The organism is Larkinella sp. C7, assembly GCF_006149005.1.
Classification (GTDB): Bacteria; Bacteroidota; Bacteroidia; order Cytophagales; family Spirosomataceae; genus Larkinella.
Genome location: NZ_VBSL01000002.1, coordinates 714,281 through 731,798, shown reverse-complemented (window position 1 = coordinate 731,798; position 17,518 = coordinate 714,281). Strand labels below are relative to the sequence as shown.

The 17,518-nt window shown below is 55.3% G+C and carries 17 protein-coding genes; 6 read left to right on the top strand and 11 right to left on the bottom strand.

Features of this window, described 5'->3' with window-relative positions:
- Nucleotides 1-7 precede the first annotated feature (7 nt).
- The 5 genes from FH871_RS08165 to FH871_RS08145 all read right to left on the bottom strand — a co-directional run bounded on the left by FH871_RS08165 (nt 8) and on the right by FH871_RS08145 (nt 7,981).
- Complete coding sequence (locus FH871_RS08165) at nt 8-631, bottom strand: LysE family transporter (protein ID WP_138990932.1); 624 nt, start codon at nt 629-631, stop codon at nt 8-10.
- A complete protein-coding gene (locus tag FH871_RS08160) occupies nt 628-1,746 on the bottom strand; it encodes a hypothetical protein (protein WP_138990931.1) in 1,119 nt (372 codons plus the stop codon). Before FH871_RS08160 ends, FH871_RS08165 begins: the two co-directional genes overlap by 4 nt.
- A complete protein-coding gene (locus tag FH871_RS08155; protein WP_138990930.1) occupies nt 1,724-2,470 on the bottom strand; it encodes an NRDE family protein in 747 nt (248 codons plus the stop codon). Before FH871_RS08155 ends, FH871_RS08160 begins: the two co-directional genes overlap by 23 nt.
- A 173-nt stretch (nt 2,471-2,643) precedes the next feature.
- Nucleotides 2,644-4,119, bottom strand: a complete 1,476-nt coding sequence (locus tag FH871_RS08150) for a sigma-54 dependent transcriptional regulator (RefSeq protein WP_138990929.1) — start codon at nt 4,117-4,119, stop codon at nt 2,644-2,646.
- Nucleotides 4,120-4,123: 4 nt separating this feature from the next.
- Complete coding sequence (locus FH871_RS08145) at nt 4,124-7,981, bottom strand: hybrid sensor histidine kinase/response regulator (RefSeq protein WP_138990928.1); 3,858 nt, start codon at nt 7,979-7,981, stop codon at nt 4,124-4,126.
- Nucleotides 7,982-8,278: 297 nt separating this feature from the next.
- Here FH871_RS08145 and FH871_RS08140 point away from each other — a divergent pair, with 297 nt between their 5' ends.
- The 6 genes from FH871_RS08140 (at nt 8,279) to msrA (ending at nt 12,280) form a co-directional block, all read left to right on the top strand.
- Nucleotides 8,279-8,779 carry a YHS domain-containing (seleno)protein gene (locus FH871_RS08140; RefSeq protein WP_138990927.1) on the top strand — a complete coding sequence of 167 codons (501 nt, stop codon included), beginning with the start codon at nt 8,279-8,281 and terminating at the stop codon, nt 8,777-8,779.
- Nucleotides 8,780-8,809: 30 nt separating this feature from the next.
- Nucleotides 8,810-9,346, top strand: coding sequence for a DinB family protein (locus FH871_RS08135; protein ID WP_138990926.1), 537 nt, complete (start codon nt 8,810-8,812; stop codon nt 9,344-9,346).
- A gap of 49 nt (nt 9,347-9,395) precedes the next feature.
- Complete coding sequence (locus FH871_RS08130; RefSeq protein ID WP_138990925.1) at nt 9,396-10,235, top strand: DM13 domain-containing protein; 840 nt, start codon at nt 9,396-9,398, stop codon at nt 10,233-10,235.
- Nucleotides 10,236-10,254: 19 nt separating this feature from the next.
- Nucleotides 10,255-10,977 (top strand): hypothetical protein, encoded by a 723-nt coding sequence (locus FH871_RS08125; protein ID WP_138990924.1) that lies wholly within the window; start codon nt 10,255-10,257, stop codon nt 10,975-10,977.
- Between the two features lies 1 nt (nt 10,978).
- Nucleotides 10,979-11,539, top strand: coding sequence for a YceI family protein (locus tag FH871_RS08120; RefSeq protein WP_138990923.1), 561 nt, complete (start codon nt 10,979-10,981; stop codon nt 11,537-11,539).
- Nucleotides 11,540-11,623: 84 nt separating this feature from the next.
- Nucleotides 11,624-12,280: a peptide-methionine (S)-S-oxide reductase MsrA gene (msrA, locus tag FH871_RS08115; RefSeq protein WP_138990922.1), complete on the top strand. Its 657-nt coding sequence runs from the start codon at nt 11,624-11,626 to the stop codon at nt 12,278-12,280.
- 107 nt (nt 12,281-12,387) lie between these two features.
- On the opposite strand, the gene FH871_RS08110 is transcribed toward msrA, so the two are convergent.
- From FH871_RS08110 to FH871_RS08085, 6 genes are all read right to left on the bottom strand, one after another.
- Complete coding sequence (locus FH871_RS08110; protein WP_138990921.1) at nt 12,388-12,696, bottom strand: hypothetical protein; 309 nt, start codon at nt 12,694-12,696, stop codon at nt 12,388-12,390.
- 78 nt (nt 12,697-12,774) lie between these two features.
- The gene (locus tag FH871_RS08105; RefSeq protein WP_138990920.1) at nt 12,775-13,983 is read right to left on the bottom strand and encodes a glycosyltransferase family 4 protein; all 1,209 of its coding nucleotides are present in this window, start codon (nt 13,981-13,983) and stop codon (nt 12,775-12,777) included.
- A 138-nt stretch (nt 13,984-14,121) separates the two neighbouring features.
- Nucleotides 14,122-14,874, bottom strand: a complete 753-nt coding sequence (locus FH871_RS08100; protein ID WP_138990919.1) for a glycosyltransferase family 2 protein — start codon at nt 14,872-14,874, stop codon at nt 14,122-14,124.
- Entirely contained in the window at nt 14,871-15,449 is a 579-nt protein-coding gene (locus FH871_RS08095; RefSeq protein WP_138990918.1) for a WcaF family extracellular polysaccharide biosynthesis acetyltransferase, read from the bottom strand. Before FH871_RS08095 ends, FH871_RS08100 begins: the two co-directional genes overlap by 4 nt.
- Nucleotides 15,409-16,332, bottom strand: coding sequence for a glycosyltransferase family 2 protein (locus FH871_RS08090; RefSeq protein ID WP_138990917.1), 924 nt, complete (start codon nt 16,330-16,332; stop codon nt 15,409-15,411). The genes FH871_RS08095 and FH871_RS08090 overlap by 41 nt, the downstream gene beginning before the upstream one ends.
- On the bottom strand, nt 16,329-17,507 hold the full coding sequence (locus tag FH871_RS08085; protein ID WP_138990916.1) for a glycosyltransferase: 1,179 nt from the start codon (nt 17,505-17,507) through the stop codon (nt 16,329-16,331). The genes FH871_RS08090 and FH871_RS08085 overlap by 4 nt, the downstream gene beginning before the upstream one ends.
- Nucleotides 17,508-17,518: the final 11 nt, after the last annotated feature.

The following is a 17,518-nucleotide window of genomic DNA, read 5'->3' as shown; positions in this document are numbered from 1 at the left end:
TAAAAAATCATCGGTTCGATGCCAGTACCAGGCCCTGGACAAGGGCCAGGCCGAGAAACAGCCAGCCCATGGCACGGTCGAACCGGTGAAGGTGGGCCGCCAGAACGGCATTCAAACGCTGGCTTAGGCCAACAAAAAACCACAAACCGGTCAGGGTTCCCAGCGCAATCCCCAGCACATACACCAGAACCGACGGTGAGCCTGTCAGACTGACCCAGCCTTTCTGGGTGAGCAATACCGTATAAAAAAGCCAGAACGGAAAAGCCGCCACATTGACAACACTCAGGCCAAGACCCAACCCGAACGCGCTGGTTACTGGCTGGTCGGTGGGTGACGGTTGGCGGCTTTGTTTCCGGAGGTAGTAAAGCCCCAGAATCAACAGCAGGAGTAGGGTGAATCCGTCGGTGAGATATTTAAAAAAGGCATATTGCGAGATCTGTTCCGTGAGCCACACCGCGATGTAGCCATAGAGGAACTCGATCAGGGTACAGGCCAGCGCAAATTTCAGAGCCGCCCGGAGCCCCTGCCGCAACGACACCCGAACGATGGTCAGGTTCAGAACACCCGGCGGCAGAGACCCCAGAAAACTAACCACCCAGCCCACCACAAAATTTCCGGCGAACAGCATCATGACGGTCTGGCGGCTTTGTCACGCTGAATTCGCCGGTAAATGGTTCGGGCTTCCCGGAAGGTCATATACGGGACACCGCGTTGGTGGTTGGCCCGGCTGATGGCATACAGCACCTGCCAGTGTCGGAGCAACACCCGCCAGGCCGTCCGGATCGAAGAACCGGGTTGGTAGATGTGCGCCGGTTCGGCACCGGCGCCGTTGAGTTCCAGAATCCGGATGGTTTGTCCCCGGTGGAGGTCGTCAATTGAGCGGCAGCGGAGGTCGTAGCGACCGTAGTAAAAACCGTCTACCGACTGACTGATCCGGTCGAAAACCGCCACCAGTTCCGGCGTAATCAGGTAATGGCCATCCAGAAACTTCGTACCCCGGCAGTGGTTGCCAATGGGCTCCAGAACGGGATTTTCTCCGGGTTCCGGCACGGAGTTCAACCGCTCGCCATACCGTTCGATCAAAGTCGGTAATTGAAGCCGGGCGCGGGGATTCCGACGGAGCAGTTCCCGCAATGTAGACGTTCCATCACCCACCACCGACAAAAACTCCTTGACCACGATGGAAGAAACCGTTCCCGTCGGCTGGCCCGGCATCCGGTAGTAGAACACGCCCAGTTCCAGCGGTTCATCGACATATTCCTGCACAATCAGGGCCAAATCCGCCGGGCTATCGTGCAGATAGGCCGTCAATTCGGCGACGGAATGGATTTTTTCGACCCGCCATCCCCGCTCCCCACGGTCGGGCTTGGCCACGACGGGAAACCAGCAATCGGCCAGCAGCATCTGATCCAGAACCGCATCGATGGTGGGTTGGGGGAAAAACAGGGTTTTCGGTTTGTACTGTGCGTCGATGCGGTTCAGAATGTCCATTTTCGATTCACCCAGCATCCCGCCCGATTCAATGCCGGGGTTACTGGCTGAAAAGAAAAACCAGGAACGGGCCTTGAGCGCGAGCCAGCCGTAATAGATGATTACCGGGAAATAGACCACGGAAAACGGCCAGTATTCCCAGTGCCGGAGCCGAATCAGAAACCGGTCTAGCCGTTGGCTGAGCCGGTCGGCCCAGCCCGGAACTGCAGCGAAAACCGGGGGGCGGAGACGTTCAGTGGGCGTAGCGAAGCTCATGGGATGGCGTTAGTTGCTGATACAGGAATCGGGACGTTGTCAGGTCTTCGTAGAAAATCTCGGTGTGGTCCGGGTGGTGCCGAACGGTGGTCAGGCTGAGGGTTTGCATCCCGTTTCCCCGGTTCATCAACACCGCATTCTGTGGGTCGTCCCGGCCGGCCTGCTTGTGAAACTGGCGAATACCGGCCACGGTAAACTGCGTTTGTTGCCGGAGCCACGTCTGAAACCAGGCTTCGCGACGGGCAACGACCGGGGGCGTATAGAGCGTCGAAGACGACCAGATGGCGGGTTGGGCCGGGTCGGGCTGGCGGCTGTGGGCGGTTTTTCCATCCCAGCGAACCTCCCAAAGTTGCCCCGGTTGCAGGATGAGCAGCGTAAAGGGTTCGAGGTTTTCAAAATTAAAACCGGCGAGCCATTCGCCCGGAGAGGCATACCGGAACACCTCCAGAACCACCAGACCCCGGCTGTGGCGGTAGGGCGGGCGGGCCGTATGCGCCTGGAAAGCACCGTTCAGCAGGCAAACCGTAGTGGGCGTAAAACCGGGTTCGTGGGCGGTGGCAATCCACGAACCGTGTCCATGCGGATCCTGTGGGAAGTAAACCGTCTGTCCATTGAGGGTCGCTTTGACCGGAAAGCGTGCCGAAGGCCGGGCGGTTTTTTCATCGCGGCTGGCGGTGATCAAATACTCACCCATTGCCAGGGGAAGGTAGGAAACGGTACACATGGCGCAACGTAATTAATAGATACTATCTGGTAATCAAGCCGTATGCCAGTCGTTTGTGATTTATGTAATGGTTTGATGGTTAAATGGTTAGGTAGTTTTCTGTGACTGGGGTAGTACAGCGTTGGTTACGGTATTTCAGGAATGTCAGGACATTTCAGGAGGAGTGAAGGGGATCAGGGTCGGGTGATGCCAAGCTTTTTCATCTTCGATTCGAGCGTGGTGGGAATGACATCCAGAATCCGGGCGGCCCCGTGATCTCCGCTGACTTTCCAGTGGGTGGATTCCAGCACGGCGATGATGTGGTTGCGCTCGCATTCTTCCAGCGTCAGGGGCGTTACTTTACGGGCCAGCGGATTCTTGCGGTCGCGCCAGTCGTTGCCCGTCCAGTCGCCGAGTTCGAGCTGTCGGCCGGTCGAACTGATCAATGAGCGTTCAATGATGTTTTCCAGTTCGCGGATGTTGCCGGGCCAGTTGTACGCCGTCAGGCTATCGATCACGCGGCTCGGAATGACCTCGATCCGGCGGTTTAGCTCGGGGCAGTGTTTGTCGCAAAAGTGCCGCACCAGCAGCGGAATGTCTTCTTTTCGCTCGCGAAGGGGCAGGCTTTTAACCGGGAACACATTCAGCCGGTAATACAAATCTTCGCGAAAGCGGCCTTTTTCAATTTCAACTTCCAGATCGCGGTTCGTGGCCGCCAGCACCCGAACATTGACGCGCAGGGTTTTGGTGCCGCCGACGCGCTCAAATTCGCCTTCCTGCAGCACCCGCAGCAATTTGGATTGCAGATCGAGGGGCATTTCCCCAATTTCATCCAGAAAAATGGTGCCGTTCTGGGCCAGTTCAAATCGCCCGGTTTTCTGGTTCGTTGCACCCGTAAAGGCTCCTTTTTCGTGCCCGAACAGTTCGCTCTCGATGAGTGTGGGCGGCAAAGCTGCGCAGTTGACCTTCACCAGCGGTTTGTTTTTCCGACTACTGTGTTCGTGAATGGCCCGCGCCAGCAGTTCTTTGCCCGTTCCGGATTCACCCAGAATCAGCACCGTCGTATTGGTGGGGGCCACCTGCTCTATTTTGGTCAATACACGCCGGAAGGGGGCACTTTGGGTTACGATTTCGCTGAAACCACTGGTCTGGCTGATTTCATCGCGGAGATACCTATTTTCGGCCTGCAACTGATCTTTCAACGTTTCCAGTTCGGCCAGGGCGCGGCTGAGGGCCTCGGTTCGTTCCTGAACCCGCTGTTCGAGTTGTTCGTTGAGCTTCTCCAGATCATGACGCATTTGCCGCAGCGCCAGGTGCGTTTGAACCCGCGCCAGCACTTCGGGCAACTGGAACGGTTTGGTGATGTAATCCACCGCACCCATGTTGAAACCGTTGATTTTGTCGATGGATTCGGTCAGGGCGGTCATGAAAATCACCGGAATGTCGACGGTTGCGGGGTTGTTTTTGAGCTGGCGGCAGGTCTCGAAACCGTTCAGGCCGGGCATCATCACGTCGAGCAGAATCAGATCGGGCCGGGCGTGGCGAACCTGTTCGAGGGCGCTTTTGCCGTCGCGCTCGGCCAGCACACGGTACCCATAATGGGTCAGCGCATCGAATAAAATGCTGATGTTGTGGGGCGTATCGTCAACAACAAGAATACTGGCGGACATAAGGTTAGGGATTGTCAAGGAGTTGGGTTAAATAATCCCGGATTTGTCGGGTATTAAACTCTGCGGCCCAATGGCGTAAGCGATTGGCAAACGGACCGGAAGCGGGATGGCGTGCTTCAAGGTCGGATAAGGTATCGAGGATGCTTCGAATGTCACCCTGCCGGGCTTTGTCCAGCAGGGCCGTCAGGTCATCGGTGCCCGGAATGACCAGTTCGGCGTTGTCTGTCGGCGGGGAGATTACCGGCTTTCCGGTTTCGGATTCATCAGCCGCGTATTGCCAGTGCAAACCGAGTTGCTCCCCGATTTTAGCCAGCAAACTATCCACATCGACGGGTTTGGCGACAAAATCATCGAAGCCTTCGCTGAGCGAACGCTGCTGGTTCTGTTCGAAAACATTGGCGGAAAACGCAATGATTCGGGTGTGCGCCAGTTCCGCCCGGGCGCGGAGCTGGCGCAGGGCTTCGAAACCGTTGAGGTTGGGCATCACCAGATCCATTAGAATCAGATCCGGTTTCTGGCTGATCGCCAGCTCGATGGCTACCCGTCCGTCGATGGCTTCGAGTACGACGAAACCCAGCGTTTCCAGCAGTGACACCACCACCAGCCGGTTGTCGGCATTGTCGTCGGCCACCAGCACCCGCCGTTGCAAACCCTCGTGGCCCAGAATCCGGCGTCGATCCGGGTAGGAAGTTTCCGGTGCAGGGCCACGCTGAGCCGCCGACAACGGCAGGCTGACGGTGAAAGTACTGCCTTTTCCGGGCGTGCTGGCGACACTCAATTTGCCGCCCATTAACTCGACCAGTTTATCCGAAATGGCCAAGCCGAGTCCGGTGCCCTCGATAAACTGTTTGCCGTCCCGCACCTGGTAGAAAGGTTGAAAAATCTCGGTCAGGCGGTTTTCCGGAATGCCGATCCCCGAATCACTGACCCGAAAAACCACCCGGAATTGGCCGGGACGCATTTCCTGACTGCCTGCAACCAGCTCGACGGTTCCCTGTTCCGTAAATTTTACGGCATTGCTCAGGAGATTGTTCAGGATTTGCGTCAGGCGTTTTTCGTCGCCGGAAACCACCGTCGGCAGGGGCGTCTCCACCCGGTAGGTGAACGCCAGCCCTTTCTCTTCGGCCCGAATCCGGAAGAACGCCGACACGTTCGCCAGGAGCGCGGGCAGGGCCACCGCCGACTGCTGAAAGTCGAACCGCCGGGCTTCAATTTTGGCAATGTCCAGCACCTCGTTGATCAGCGTGAGCAGGTGTTCGCCACTGGTGCGAATAATGCCCAAACCGCGTTGCTGACCGCTGCTCAGGTTGGTGTCGCGCTGGAGCAGTTGCGTAAAACCCAGAATGCCGTTGAGGGGCGTCCGGAGTTCGTGGCTCATGTTGGCCAGAAATTCGCTTTTCGCCCGATTGGCTGCTTCGGCGGTTTCCTTCGCCATCTGCAAACGGGCCGATTGCGCCACCAGTTCTTCTTTTTGCTGAACCACCTGCGCGGTGCGGTCGTCCACCAGGGCTTCGAGTTTCAGCTTCTCCCGCATCAACCGCCGGGTATAATACTGGACAAAGACCGCGATCAGGAAACACCCGATGAGAATATAGAGCGCGTAGGCCCAGGGTTCGCGGAACCAGGGGCGGGTGATTTCGAACGAAAAACGACTTTCCCGGCTCAACTGACCGTAGGAGTCGCGGGCGCGAACCAGGAAGGTATACGGGCCGGGGGGCAGGTTGGTGTAGTCTTTGCGCGTTTCCCGACCCCATTTCGACCAAACCGTATCGTCGGCCATCTGGGCATTTCCGGAGAGTTTATACTGAAACTCGTTTTCATTGTCGCCCACAAAACTGGTGGCCGCAAACTGGAACGACAACGCCCGGAACCGATAGGGCAACGTCAACCGGCCCTGACCTGCGGGGATGCTGCCCCCGGCATACAGCAGGGAATCATTGGCTTGCAACCGGACGGCCCGGATCAACGCCGGATAATCGGGGGGCATGGTCATCTGGGCACCGTCGTAGCGGAACAGTCCCTCGTCATTGCCCAGCCAGACCAGCCCGTTCTGATCGGGATAGATGGCGTAGCCACCCCGGCTGATCGGTTTCAGACTCAGGCTGTCACACTCCCAGGTTCCGGCTGTGTTTCGGCGGAGGGCCACCGAAGGCGTGGCAAACCACAGGTTGCGCTGGCGGTCTTCGGCAAGGGCCGGGGCATCGGACGAGGCTTTGGCGAGAATCGCGCTGAATTTCTGATTGGCGGCAAACTGTTTGGTGCGGTCATCAAAACGGGATAGACGGCCACCGGCGGCAAACAGCAATCCGTCGGAGGTCGGAAAAACGTAGCTTCCGGTTGCCGCACGTAAGCCGGAATTCGCGTGAAAGAGGATCTGACTCAAGTCTTTGTCGAGTTGAAAGAAACCGTTGTGCCGGGTTCCGACCCAGATGGTTCCATCGGCTGCTTCGGCGAGCGAAACACATTCGTCCCGCAGGTTCAGCACCCGGCCTGTCTCCTGCCAGCGGTTGGCTTCGCGTCGGTAGAGCCAAAGCCCATTGCCCAGAGCTGCCAGCAGCAGTTTCGGTTTCTGGCGGGGCCGAAGCAGGGTGTGAACGGTCTGGTTTTCGGTCAAAAGGGTTTCCACAATCCGGTTCTGCCGAATTCGCCAGATGAAGCCTGCCGCACCCGCCAGCAAATCCGTTCCGTCGGTCAGCAAAGTTGTGCTGGATGCGTCGGTACCGGACACCATTTCAAAACGGTGGGTCGGGTTGTTCCAGTAAAACACGCCCAAACCGGTTCCAATGTAGAGCACGCCCGCGTGCCGGCGAATGGCCCAAACCGTGGAACGGACGTTCAGGCTACTTTCGAAACGGCTGACGGGCAGGTTGGTTTCCACGCGGTCGAGGCCACTGCCGGTGCCGATCCAGAGCGACTTTTCACGGTCCTGAAACAAACTCAGGACGGCATTCCGACGCAGCCCGTTGCTTTCATCGATCCGCTGCAGTTCCTGCCCCTGGTGGTTCAGAATCCGGACCCCGCCCCGGGCCGTCCCAATGATGTACTGGTGGGTACCTGCTTCGGGATTGGGAATGTAAATGGCCCGGCTGACACGAGCCTGGTGCAGCCAGTCGTCGGCCTGCGTTGGAAACGGTGAAAGGCTGGTTTTCAGTGGGTCATAGCGAAAAAGCCCACCCTGGCACGTAACCACCAGCAACTGATGATCGCCGGGAAACGGCAAAACCGACTCGATGGTTTGAGCGGTCAGTCGCCCGGTTCCGGGGGGCACCTCCAGGGCATCAGATCCGGGCCGGGCGGTGTTCAGGCGGAAAAAGCCACCGTTCCGGGTTTGTAAAAATACTGTATTGTTCACAACGCTGACGTGCCGGATGCCGGCCGGGATGGGCCAGATGGTCATGGGCTGACCGGGCTGGTAGCGGTAGATCTTTTGTGCCGTGCTAAAATAAACGCCCTGATCCGTGCAGAACACCCAGGCTACTTTGGGCAGCGTGCGCTCGGCCGGGGGCAACTGATCGCTGAGGGAAACGTAACGGTTTATACCCCGCTCATCGGTTTTCAGGTAACCAAAATTCGTGTCGGTACCGATGTAAACCGTACCGGCGGTGTCGGTTGCCACCGCGCGGGCGTTGGTGCCGGTGACGGGCAGCCGTTTCCAGGTACTGGCATCGAATTCCAGCAAACCGTGCTGGTTGCCGAAGTACAAAATGCCACGGTTGTCCTGGGCAATGGCCCGGTTTTCGGGGTGAGCCTGGTAGACCTTGGGGGCATAGTGCTGGATAAACGGCACCCCCGCAGGCTGGCTGTAAACCGACCGCGTCAGGACACCCAGAATGATGATCAGCAGGAGGACTAACGATTTCATTGACCAAGTTAACCGCAAAATTCATTCCGTTGCCCTTTCCGGCCACAAATACGCTTCTACTCGTTGCATCGGGTTAAAGCAGGCTGTCGGAGGTGCCGTAATTCCGGTTCAAATTCCCGAAATAGCGTGACTCTCCCGACATATCAAAACCGGTCGGCCGGCCGGGAACACAGGACAACGTTCTAAAAAACCGCTTTCCGCACTGCTGGCGGTGTTTTCAGGGACCTGGCACGCTGGGGCATGTTTATTGGCTACTGGATAGAGAGTTTACCTGATTGATGACGAATCTTGAAAAACATGAACACCCACCTAATCCGGGCGCGGAACCCGTTTGCCCCACTCATTTTAGGAAGCCTGCTTTGGCTCCTGACGCTTTCGGCGGCACAGGCACAACGGGACGCCACGCTTGCCAAACACGCCAACCTGGACGACGGGCTGGCCATTCAGGGCTACGACCCGGTAGCCTATTTCACGGTGAAAAAAGCCACAAAAGGACAGAAAACGATTTCCACCCAGTATCAGGGAGCCACGTACCGGTTTGCGTCGGTTGCCAACCGGGACCGGTTCCTGAAAGCCCCCGGATCGTATGCCCCGGCTTACGGCGGCTGGTGTGCCTACGCGATGGGTGAGTCGGGCGAAAAAGTGGAGATCGATCCGGAAACGTTCGAGGTGCGCGACGGTCGGCTGTACCTGTTCTACCACACTTTTTTCAACAATACGCTGCCCAAGTGGCAGAAAGACGAGACGAATCTGCAGCGCAAAGCCGATCAAAACTGGCAAAAACTACTAAGCAACTAACCGACTTTTCCACGCCTGACCTTCCTATTTATGAAATTGCAGGACACTTCGGCCCATCTGTTGGGCCAGCTCACGGCGGTGATCGCCCAACTTGAACCCCACGAATACACGCGTCCGCTCGATTTGCTGATGGGGAGTTCGGTGGGGAAACACCTGCGGCACATCATCGAATTTTACGCGCTTTCGCTGACGGCCTACCACACCGGTTACCTCAATTACGACCGCCGGATTCGGCAGGAGTCACTGGAAAACAGCCCGGCAGAAGCCGTGGCTGCCATTCAGCAGATGATGGGACAATTGGCTTGTTGTACGGAAGACCGCCTGCTGGACCTGGAAGCGTCGTATTTGCCGGACGCGATCCCGGATGTGGCCATCCTGACGACGTTTTACCGCGAACTGCTCTACAACATCGAACACGCCATTCACCACAGTGCCATCATCCGCATTGGCCTGGAAGCGGTTTTTCCGCACGTTCAGATACCGGCCCACTTCGGAGTCGCCTACGCTACCGTTGCCCACCAAAAAAGACCGTCGCCCGCTCAGTCGGAAAAAGCCCTGGTGAATTAACCGTCGGCCACGATCCATTTTATCTCATTCACTCCATCTCTTATTCACTATGAAACTCACATCCCTTGTACTCTGGCTGGCCCGGCTTGTGGCCGCTGGCATCATGCTTCAGACGCTGTTTTTCAAATTTACAGCCGCTCCCGAAAGCGTTTATATCTTCTCAACCCTGAACATGGAACCCGGCGGACGGATTGCCAGCGGGGTGGCCGAACTCCTCGCGTCGGTTTTGCTGCTGATTCCCCGAACCAGTTGGATGGGGGCGTTGCTGGGCGTCGGCATCATGATCGGGGCCATTGGTGCCCATTTGACGGTTTTAGGGGTTGAAATTCAGGGCGATGGCGGCTTGCTGTTTGCCTACGCCCTGACGGTACTGGTCACCTGTCTGTACGTGTTGGCCGTCAGCTACCGACAGGTAGTGGCCACCATCCGGTACCCGGGGCGCTGGCGGCAGTTTGTGGTTTGGGTAGTGATTTTGGGGGGACTGTCGGGCTGTACCCAAGACCCGGAACTGACGCCGGTCGGGACGGTTGACAAGCCGGTCAGCACAACCGATAACACCAAAATATTCGACGCGACGGGGCAGCAACTGCTCGTGGAAGGCATGTTTATGAACAATGTCCATACGGTGAAAGGAACGGTAAAAGTGTATGACAAAGCCGGCAAACGAACGATACTGTTTGAGAATTTCAGTACGGATGGCGGACCGGATCTGCGGATTTACCTTGCTGAAGATACCAGCCTGACCAATTTTATCGAAGTACAGAAACTAACCAATACCGGTTCCTTCTTTCTGGAAGCACCAGCCTCGTTCGATCCCGCCCGCCAGCGAACCATCCTGATCTGGTGTAAGGCCTACAGCGTTTTATTCGGCCACGCCAAACTGCAATAGTCTCTTAACCCGAACCGTCATGAATCGATTCCTTGTCTTTTTACTCCTGTCGTTGCCGGTCATCTGTCGGGCACAGTCACCCCACAAACCGTTGACCCGAACCGTCGATCTGGGCGTTGCGGCCAAACGTGATTTCGGCACGGCGGCTCTGACGGTCAACCAATTGCACGGCATCGGCCGTTCAAACCGGTTTCGTTTGGGCTATGGATTGCGGCTCACCTCGGCTTTTGGCGGCAGGCTCGACTACATTACGGCCCCAGCCCGGCTCACGTCCGGCACCGAAAGCATTGTCGCGTTGTTTACCGAGAACATTCTCGCCAACCTGGACACACTCCAACTCAACCGCACCCGTACCACCTCGCTCAACGCCAGCATTCACATCGAGTTTGCCCTGACGCAACGGTTTGAGGTCGGTATCAACATCGACGCCATTGGGGTGACGCTGGGTGGGTCGCAAAGCGGGGTTTTCTACGCCAATGCCCCGGTGCGGTCGTCGCTGAGTGGAACGGTGCAGTCGGCCAGCCCGACCCGGTTTAACATTCTGTTGATCAGCGACAGCGACCGGGGGAGCTTGAACTCCGAAGCGTACGTCCGGTATCGGTTTACGCCGAAAGTGAGTGTACGGGGCGGAATCGGGTTTCAGTTTGTCGAGTATACTACCGACCGCACATTAACCTTCGAGAATGACCGGTTTCGCAGCAAAAATGCCATGCCGATGCTGGCGCTAGCCTACCATTTTTAAGATGAAAACCGTCCTTCTAACCCTGATAACGGCTCTGGTGATCGACCTGAGCGCGGTCGCCCAGATCCACTGGAAACCTACCAAGGCAACGGTAACGTTCAGCATCCGGAATGCGGGTCTGACCGTCACCGGTACCTTCGGCGGTTTTTCGGGAGACCTGATTTTCGACCCGGCCCTGCCCGAAAAGACGCAGCTTTCGGCCAGTGTGGAAACCGCGACCCTCGAAACGGGTATTGGTCTGCGGAATAATCACCTGAAAAAAAAGGAGTATTTCGACGCAGCCACCTATCCCCGGATCAGTTTGCGCTCCACCCGCGTCGAACGGCAGGAAAACGACGCCTATACCGGCATGTTTGAACTGACGATTAAAAACACCACCCGCGCCGTAACGATCCCGCTCACCATTGTTCAGAAAGGAATGACAGCTACGTTCTCAGGTCAGTTTACGCTCAACCGGCTGGATTATGAGGTCGGAAAATCCGGTCTGCTGATGGGAAATGAAGTAACCGTTCGGGTGGTGGTGCAGACGCAGCAAGTCACAACGCCGGTGACGACCCGATAAGGTAGTTGTCTGGTCTCTGCCGTCCGGCTTGCCTGAACGGCGTTTCGCTGGAATTTGTTCAGAAAGTATAAACCAATCTTTGTTATGAAATCCATTAAAATTGTTGCGTTGAGTCTGCTGTTCCTGGTGGGATGTACGCCCGCAAAAACACAGGATACCAACCCGGCTAAACTACCGGTTCTGAAACCCGGTGAAGCGGTAGCGACCTTTGCCGGCGGCTGTTTCTGGGCGCAGGAAGAAGGCTTCGACCAACTGAAAGGTGTTCGGGAAGTGATTTCGGGTTACGCCGGGGGCTTCGTGAAAAACCCGACGTATGAGCAGGTAGGAACCGACGAAACCGGCCACGCCGAATCAGTTCAGGTATATTATGATCCGGCTGTGATCAGTTACAACGATCTGTTAGAGGCTTTTTTCGCTGGTCATGATCCCACGACCCTCAATCGCCAGGGACCGGATGTCGGTCGTGATTACCGTTCAGTGGCCTTTTACCGCACTCCTGCGGAGAAACAGGCCATTGAAGCCGCTATTCAGCGGACCAATGCCTCCAAACACTACAAAAACCCGGTGGTAACGGAAGTCCTGCCGTTGAAGGAGTTTTATCCGGCGGAGAACTATCACCAGAACTATTGCAGACTGCACCCCAATCAGCCCTACATTCAGAGCGTGTCACTGCCCAAAGTAGAAAAGCTTCGGAAAGCCATGAAGGGGAAGTTGAAGAGTGAAGGGAAGACGAATTCGTAAGTGGATTTACGGTGTTCGATTTATCGTTTACGGGGGCTAACACATTTGACAACTTAGGCCAGAAACATGCGCCAGCTCCCGTAAACGATAAATCGAATACTGAAAACTTACTCTTGTTCCGGCTCAATCTCCGTCGTCAAGTCGTCGATATCGCCCTCGTAGGCCAGAGAGTTGGAGCGGTTTTCGGCAGTGTTGATGGCGGTGTGGGTGTCGGTGTAAAGCAGTGTGTCCGTGGCTTCGTCGTCGCCTTTGTTGTAGGTATCTTCGGAGCCTAAACCCAGATCGGTGTACATCGGAGCCGTATCGGCTTCGGAGAGGGGCGGCAGGCCGTCCTCATTTTCCATTGATTGGGATTGACGATAATTGCCGGGTTTAGGGGAATCGGCGGCCGAGTCTCCTTTGGTCTGATTTTCCATGGTTCGTCCATTTTAAGTATGGACGTATAACAAAAGAGAATCCCGTTTGTTGGCGAAGACCGTCGTCGGAGTTGCTGGTTACAGGTATCTCAAAAAGTTTTTTCCGGACAGGGCATTGACCAATTGACTGGCGTAGAGACCTTTCCGGCGTTGTTTGTCAATAGCCTGAACGCGCGCCCGCATCTTCAGAAAAACGCCGGTGGCCATATAGAGGAAAAACATCCCGATCAGAATAAACAGCGAAACCGTGTTGGTGATGTCGCGGTGAAAAAGGAAAAACAAAACCGTATTCACCAGCGAAATCGTGCAAAGCACCGCCGTGGCCGCTGCGTGCGTCAGACCGTTGTCGATCATGATGTGGTGCATGTGGTTGCGGTCGGCCGAGAAAGGCGAACGACCAGCCATGATCCGCACCAGAAAAACCCGCAGGGTGTCGAAAATCGGTACGATCAGCACCACGATGGCAATGATCGGCGCGTTGAAAAACGACGTGGGATCGAACCGGAAGGAGTTGTTCAGGTTGATGAACCGGACGGCAAAAAACGACAGCAGGAAGCCCAGAATGAGCGAGCCGGTGTTGCCCATGAAAATCTTGCTGGTGTGCGAAAAGTTAAACCGCAGAAAACCGACCAGTGCGCCCGACAAGGTGAAGGCCAGACACGCCATGGCAAAGTGATTGGTGAGCAGAAACCAGCTTCCGAATGTCAACGCTGCCAGGGTAGAAATGGCCCCCGCCAGGCCGTCGATGCCGTCGATGAGGTTGATGGCGTTGATGATCGTGATGAAAATAAGGCAGGTGATGAGCACCGAAAACACATCATTGATGTGATACAGGCCGAAGATGCCGTAAAGGTAATCGATCCGCAGTTTGCCGAAGAAAATCAGAATCAGGGATGGCAACACCTGGAAGAAAATCTTTTTGTTGGGGTCGATGCCCACCATGTCGTCTTTGATCCCGATGAAAAACAAAATCGACATGCCGACAATGGACAGGTTGGTCCGGTAAATATCGGTCTGGTCGATGGCCGGCCAGAGAAAATAGCTGATCAGAATGGCGGCAAAGATGGCAATTCCGCCGAAAGTTGGGGTGGCCGTTTTGTGGGAACTGCGCGAGCCGGGTTTCTCCATGAGAAACTTCAACTCCGAAATTTTGATGACGACAGGGATGGATACGACGGCTACAAAACAAGCGACCAGAAACGACAGTAGGCACTGGTAAAGTCCCAGTTGGAACAAATCGTCGGTAAGTTTATTTTGGATATAAGAAAGAAGCAATTCCAGATTCATAAGGACAGGTGTGATGATACGTTGGTTATAAAATCACAGGGACAGAGCGTAAATGTTACTGTTTTATAATTTTGGTACAATCAAAACTGACTAAGTGGTATAGTATTTTTATCATGCGGTGCAAAAAACGTTTATTTTTCACAGCTTTGGTAGAAGCTGGTCAAGTTTTCTTAATGGTTTCAGAAAAAGTGTAAAAAAATAAGGACGCAAACCGTTTAATTTCCAGCCCTGACGGTCTTCGCGATTGGCCCGCCAGCGGTGTTTTAGCGTTGCGTTGCTCATGCCGCCCGAACGCATGGTCACCAGTACTTCGGGCAGGTAACTGAGTTTGATTTTGTGTTTGTGGATGTACCGCAGCAGCAGTTCATAATCGGACGAGCTTTTCAGTTCGAGCGTATACCCGCCCAGTTTTTCATACACCGACCGACGGATGAAGCAGGTCGGGTGGGGGGGCATCCAGCCCCATAGAAAGGCACCCTCTTTGTATTCGCCCACTTTCCAGTATCGATCAATTTTCTGCGTATTTTCCGCATTGACGTAAATGACGTCACCATACACGGCATCACAGTTCGTTTTTTCGAAAAGCTGGACCACTTTTTCGACTACCTGGGAATGGTGGTAGAAATCGTCGGCGTTAATAAGACCGATGATGTCGCCCGTCGCCAGCCGGATGCCTTTGTTAATCGCATCGTACAAACCCTTGTCAGGCTCCGACACGAAGCGGGTGATGCGGGAACCGTAGGAGCGGACTACCTCGGCCGTGTTGTCGGTCGAATTGCCATCGATGACGATGTATTCAATATCGGGATGGGTCTGGTTCAGCACCGATTCGATGCTGTCACGAACCGTTCCTGCGCCATTGAACACCACCGTTATGATCGTTACTTTCATTGAATTTCGCGGTTTTTAACCCAGACGGCCGGGTTGCCCTGGTAAATTCCGTAGGCTTCGAGCGGCTGGGTGGCCACCGATCCCACCGCAAGAATGGCGTGAGAGTGGCAGGTAACCCCGGGGCATACGACTGATTTCGCACCGATCCAGACGCCGTTGTCCAGGTGTATGGGTTTAACAAATAAATCGAACGTTCGGCTCCGGTAATTGTGATTACCGGTTTCGAGCATGGCTCCCTGCGAAATGCAGACGTGGTTGCCGATCGTGACCGGAGCCAGGTTATCGATCCAGACGCCTTCGCCGATCCAGACATAATCGCCGATGGTGAGCAGCCACGGGAATTTGATGTTGACCGCCGGTTTGATGGCCAGCCCCACCCCGATTTTGGCCCCAAATAGGGTGAGAATCCACTTTTTGAGCCGTACCGGAAGGGGCAGATACGAATTGATGGAGACCGAACTCACCAAAAACCACAGAATGATTTTGAGCCGGGAGCCGCCGGGGTTCCACCAACTGTTGTTGTAAACCGACAGGTCAGTGCTGACCCGGCTGCCGGGCCTGGAGGTCTTTTCCATATTCTGTTCGGAAAAAATCTATAATCGCTTGTTTATCCGTACCTACCCGGTGATAGACTTCATACAGTTTGGCATCGACCAGAAACCGGTACCAGAGTCCCTGCAAAAAATGCCACATCAGTCCGGGGCGTCCGTCCAGCACACCCAGCCGAACGATGTACCGGTACAGAAAATACACCACCGGCCGCGTGAAGAGCGGCAGCGACGCATACCGCTGCTTCAGATACCGTTTGCGTTGTTCCTGCGTTCCAAAAAACTTCGGTTCAACCCGAATCGACTGGTCAAAGTTAAAGCGAATGTTGAGAATATCGATCACTTCGCGGATGGCGTACAGGTTATGTTTTTGTGTCCACCACGTTAAATTGTTAAGGTTGTGATCCACCAGATCATGCTCGAACTGGATGGAACGGCCCGTCGACAGCTTAATGTGTTCGTCCATCCAGCTTTCCTCGCAAATGCCCTGACCACTGCGCCAGATTCGGAGCAGCCAGATCGGGTAGTAATCGCCGTGACGCATCCAGCGGTTCATGAACATCACCCGGCGTTTGACGTAAATACCGCTGACATCATCGGGCAGGGTGGTAAGCCGGGTGTTGATTTCGGTTGCCAGTTCGGGCAAAACGTACTCATCCGCATCCATCCGCATGAGCCAGGAGGTCTGGAACGGAATGTGGCGGATACCATAATTGAACTGCGTCGCGTAATTGACCCAGGGATTCTGAACGACAACGGCCCCCATCGCCCGGGCAATTTCAACGGTTTGATCGGTTGAAAAGGAGTCGACGATGAAAATCTGTTTGGTAAACGGGAGCAAACTGGCAATGCACCGGCCAATGTGTTTTTCTTCGTTGTGGGTCAGAATGATGACGGAGATCGAACTCATGCGGGATGGGATTCAGAGCGTTGGTGAGAACTGAAAACCAGATTTTGGTATTCCTGAAGCAGTTGATGACCAACTACCTTGATTTCATACTGGCTCCGGACGAGTTTGCGGGCATTTTTTCGCAGTGTTTCGGCGTAGTCGGCCTGGTGTAAAACCGCATCCAGTTGTTTCCCAATCGCTTCCGGGTTTAGATCGGTCAGACAAGCCGCCTGAATTTGGCCCACATGGCGGCCCAGGCCCACGCGGTCGGAAATCACCGTCGGCACCCCGGCGGCCATCGCTTCCAAAACCGCCATCGACAAGCCTTCGGAGTAGGAAGGCAGCACAAAGACATCGGCATCGGAAAGAGCCGCCAGTTTGGTTTCGCCGGTGAGCATTCCCACCAGCCGAATCTGTTTTTCCAGTCCGTTCTGGCTGATGAATTGCTGAGTCTGTAGCAGGTAGCCGTCGTCGGACCCGGCCAGCACCAACACCGCATCCGTATGCTGGCGGCAATAGTCTCTAAAAGCCGGTAACAACAGATCCAGTCCCTTTTTGATGTTCAACCGGCTCATAAACAGCACCATTCGCTGGTTGACGTCCAGGTTGAATTCCTTCTTGAACTGGCCCTGGGGTGGTAAAACCGCAAAGTCTGCTACTTCAATTCCGTTCGGAATCAGAACGATTCGCGGGTGTTTATAGCCCAGATAGGTTTCCACATCCTGCCGCTCGTCTTCGTTCAGAATGTGAATCAGATCGGCGCGGGCCATGAATTTCTTCTGGACCAGAAAATCCATCGTTTGTTTTTTCCAGCGACTTTGCCGCAGCGCCCAGGCATCCAGAACACCGTGAATGGTGATCACTTTCGGCACGGTTTTGTCGACCAGAAAAGGGGCGATGCTGCCAAAATGCCACAAACCGTGGCAATGAATGATGTCGTAGTCGGCACTGTGGGCTTTGAGATACCGGTAAAGGTCCAGCGAAACTTCCCGAAAAAAACGGCTGATGAACGGTGTTCGCAGACAGGGAATGACCCGGCTGCCTTCCGGGGCCGGATACAGTTTGTCGCCGGGTGACATCGGACTCAGAATATCGACCTGATGGCCTGCCGCCACCGCAACCTGCGTATGGTCGTAAATCATCCGGGCCGGGCCACCGATGGACCAGGTATAAGCACAAATGTGGAGGATTCGCATACGATGGTTCG

Coding starts and splice junctions, on each gene's coding strand:
- FH871_RS08090 (WP_138990917.1), bottom strand. CDS start 16,332: ATGAGTTCGATCTCCGTCATCATTCTGACCCACAACGAAGAAAAACAC.
- FH871_RS08155 (WP_138990930.1), bottom strand. CDS start 2,470: ATGTGTACCGTTTCCTACCTTCCCCTGGCAATGGGTGAGTATTTGATC.
- FH871_RS08100 (WP_138990919.1), bottom strand. CDS start 14,874: ATGAAAGTAACGATCATAACGGTGGTGTTCAATGGCGCAGGAACGGTT.
- FH871_RS08085 (WP_138990916.1), bottom strand. CDS start 17,507: ATGCGAATCCTCCACATTTGTGCTTATACCTGGTCCATCGGTGGCCCG.
- FH871_RS08160 (WP_138990931.1), bottom strand. CDS start 1,746: ATGAGCTTCGCTACGCCCACTGAACGTCTCCGCCCCCCGGTTTTCGCT.
- FH871_RS08125 (WP_138990924.1), top strand. CDS start 10,255: ATGAATCGATTCCTTGTCTTTTTACTCCTGTCGTTGCCGGTCATCTGT.
- FH871_RS08135 (WP_138990926.1), top strand. CDS start 8,810: ATGAAATTGCAGGACACTTCGGCCCATCTGTTGGGCCAGCTCACGGCG.
- FH871_RS08145 (WP_138990928.1), bottom strand. CDS start 7,981: ATGAAATCGTTAGTCCTCCTGCTGATCATCATTCTGGGTGTCCTGACG.
- FH871_RS08140 (WP_138990927.1), top strand. CDS start 8,279: ATGAACACCCACCTAATCCGGGCGCGGAACCCGTTTGCCCCACTCATT.
- FH871_RS08120 (WP_138990923.1), top strand. CDS start 10,979: ATGAAAACCGTCCTTCTAACCCTGATAACGGCTCTGGTGATCGACCTG.
- FH871_RS08130 (WP_138990925.1), top strand. CDS start 9,396: ATGAAACTCACATCCCTTGTACTCTGGCTGGCCCGGCTTGTGGCCGCT.
- FH871_RS08110 (WP_138990921.1), bottom strand. CDS start 12,696: ATGGAAAATCAGACCAAAGGAGACTCGGCCGCCGATTCCCCTAAACCC.
- FH871_RS08165 (WP_138990932.1), bottom strand. CDS start 631: ATGATGCTGTTCGCCGGAAATTTTGTGGTGGGCTGGGTGGTTAGTTTT.
- FH871_RS08150 (WP_138990929.1), bottom strand. CDS start 4,119: ATGTCCGCCAGTATTCTTGTTGTTGACGATACGCCCCACAACATCAGC.
- msrA (WP_138990922.1), top strand. CDS start 11,624: ATGAAATCCATTAAAATTGTTGCGTTGAGTCTGCTGTTCCTGGTGGGA.
- FH871_RS08095 (WP_138990918.1), bottom strand. CDS start 15,449: ATGGAAAAGACCTCCAGGCCCGGCAGCCGGGTCAGCACTGACCTGTCG.
- FH871_RS08105 (WP_138990920.1), bottom strand. CDS start 13,983: ATGAATCTGGAATTGCTTCTTTCTTATATCCAAAATAAACTTACCGAC.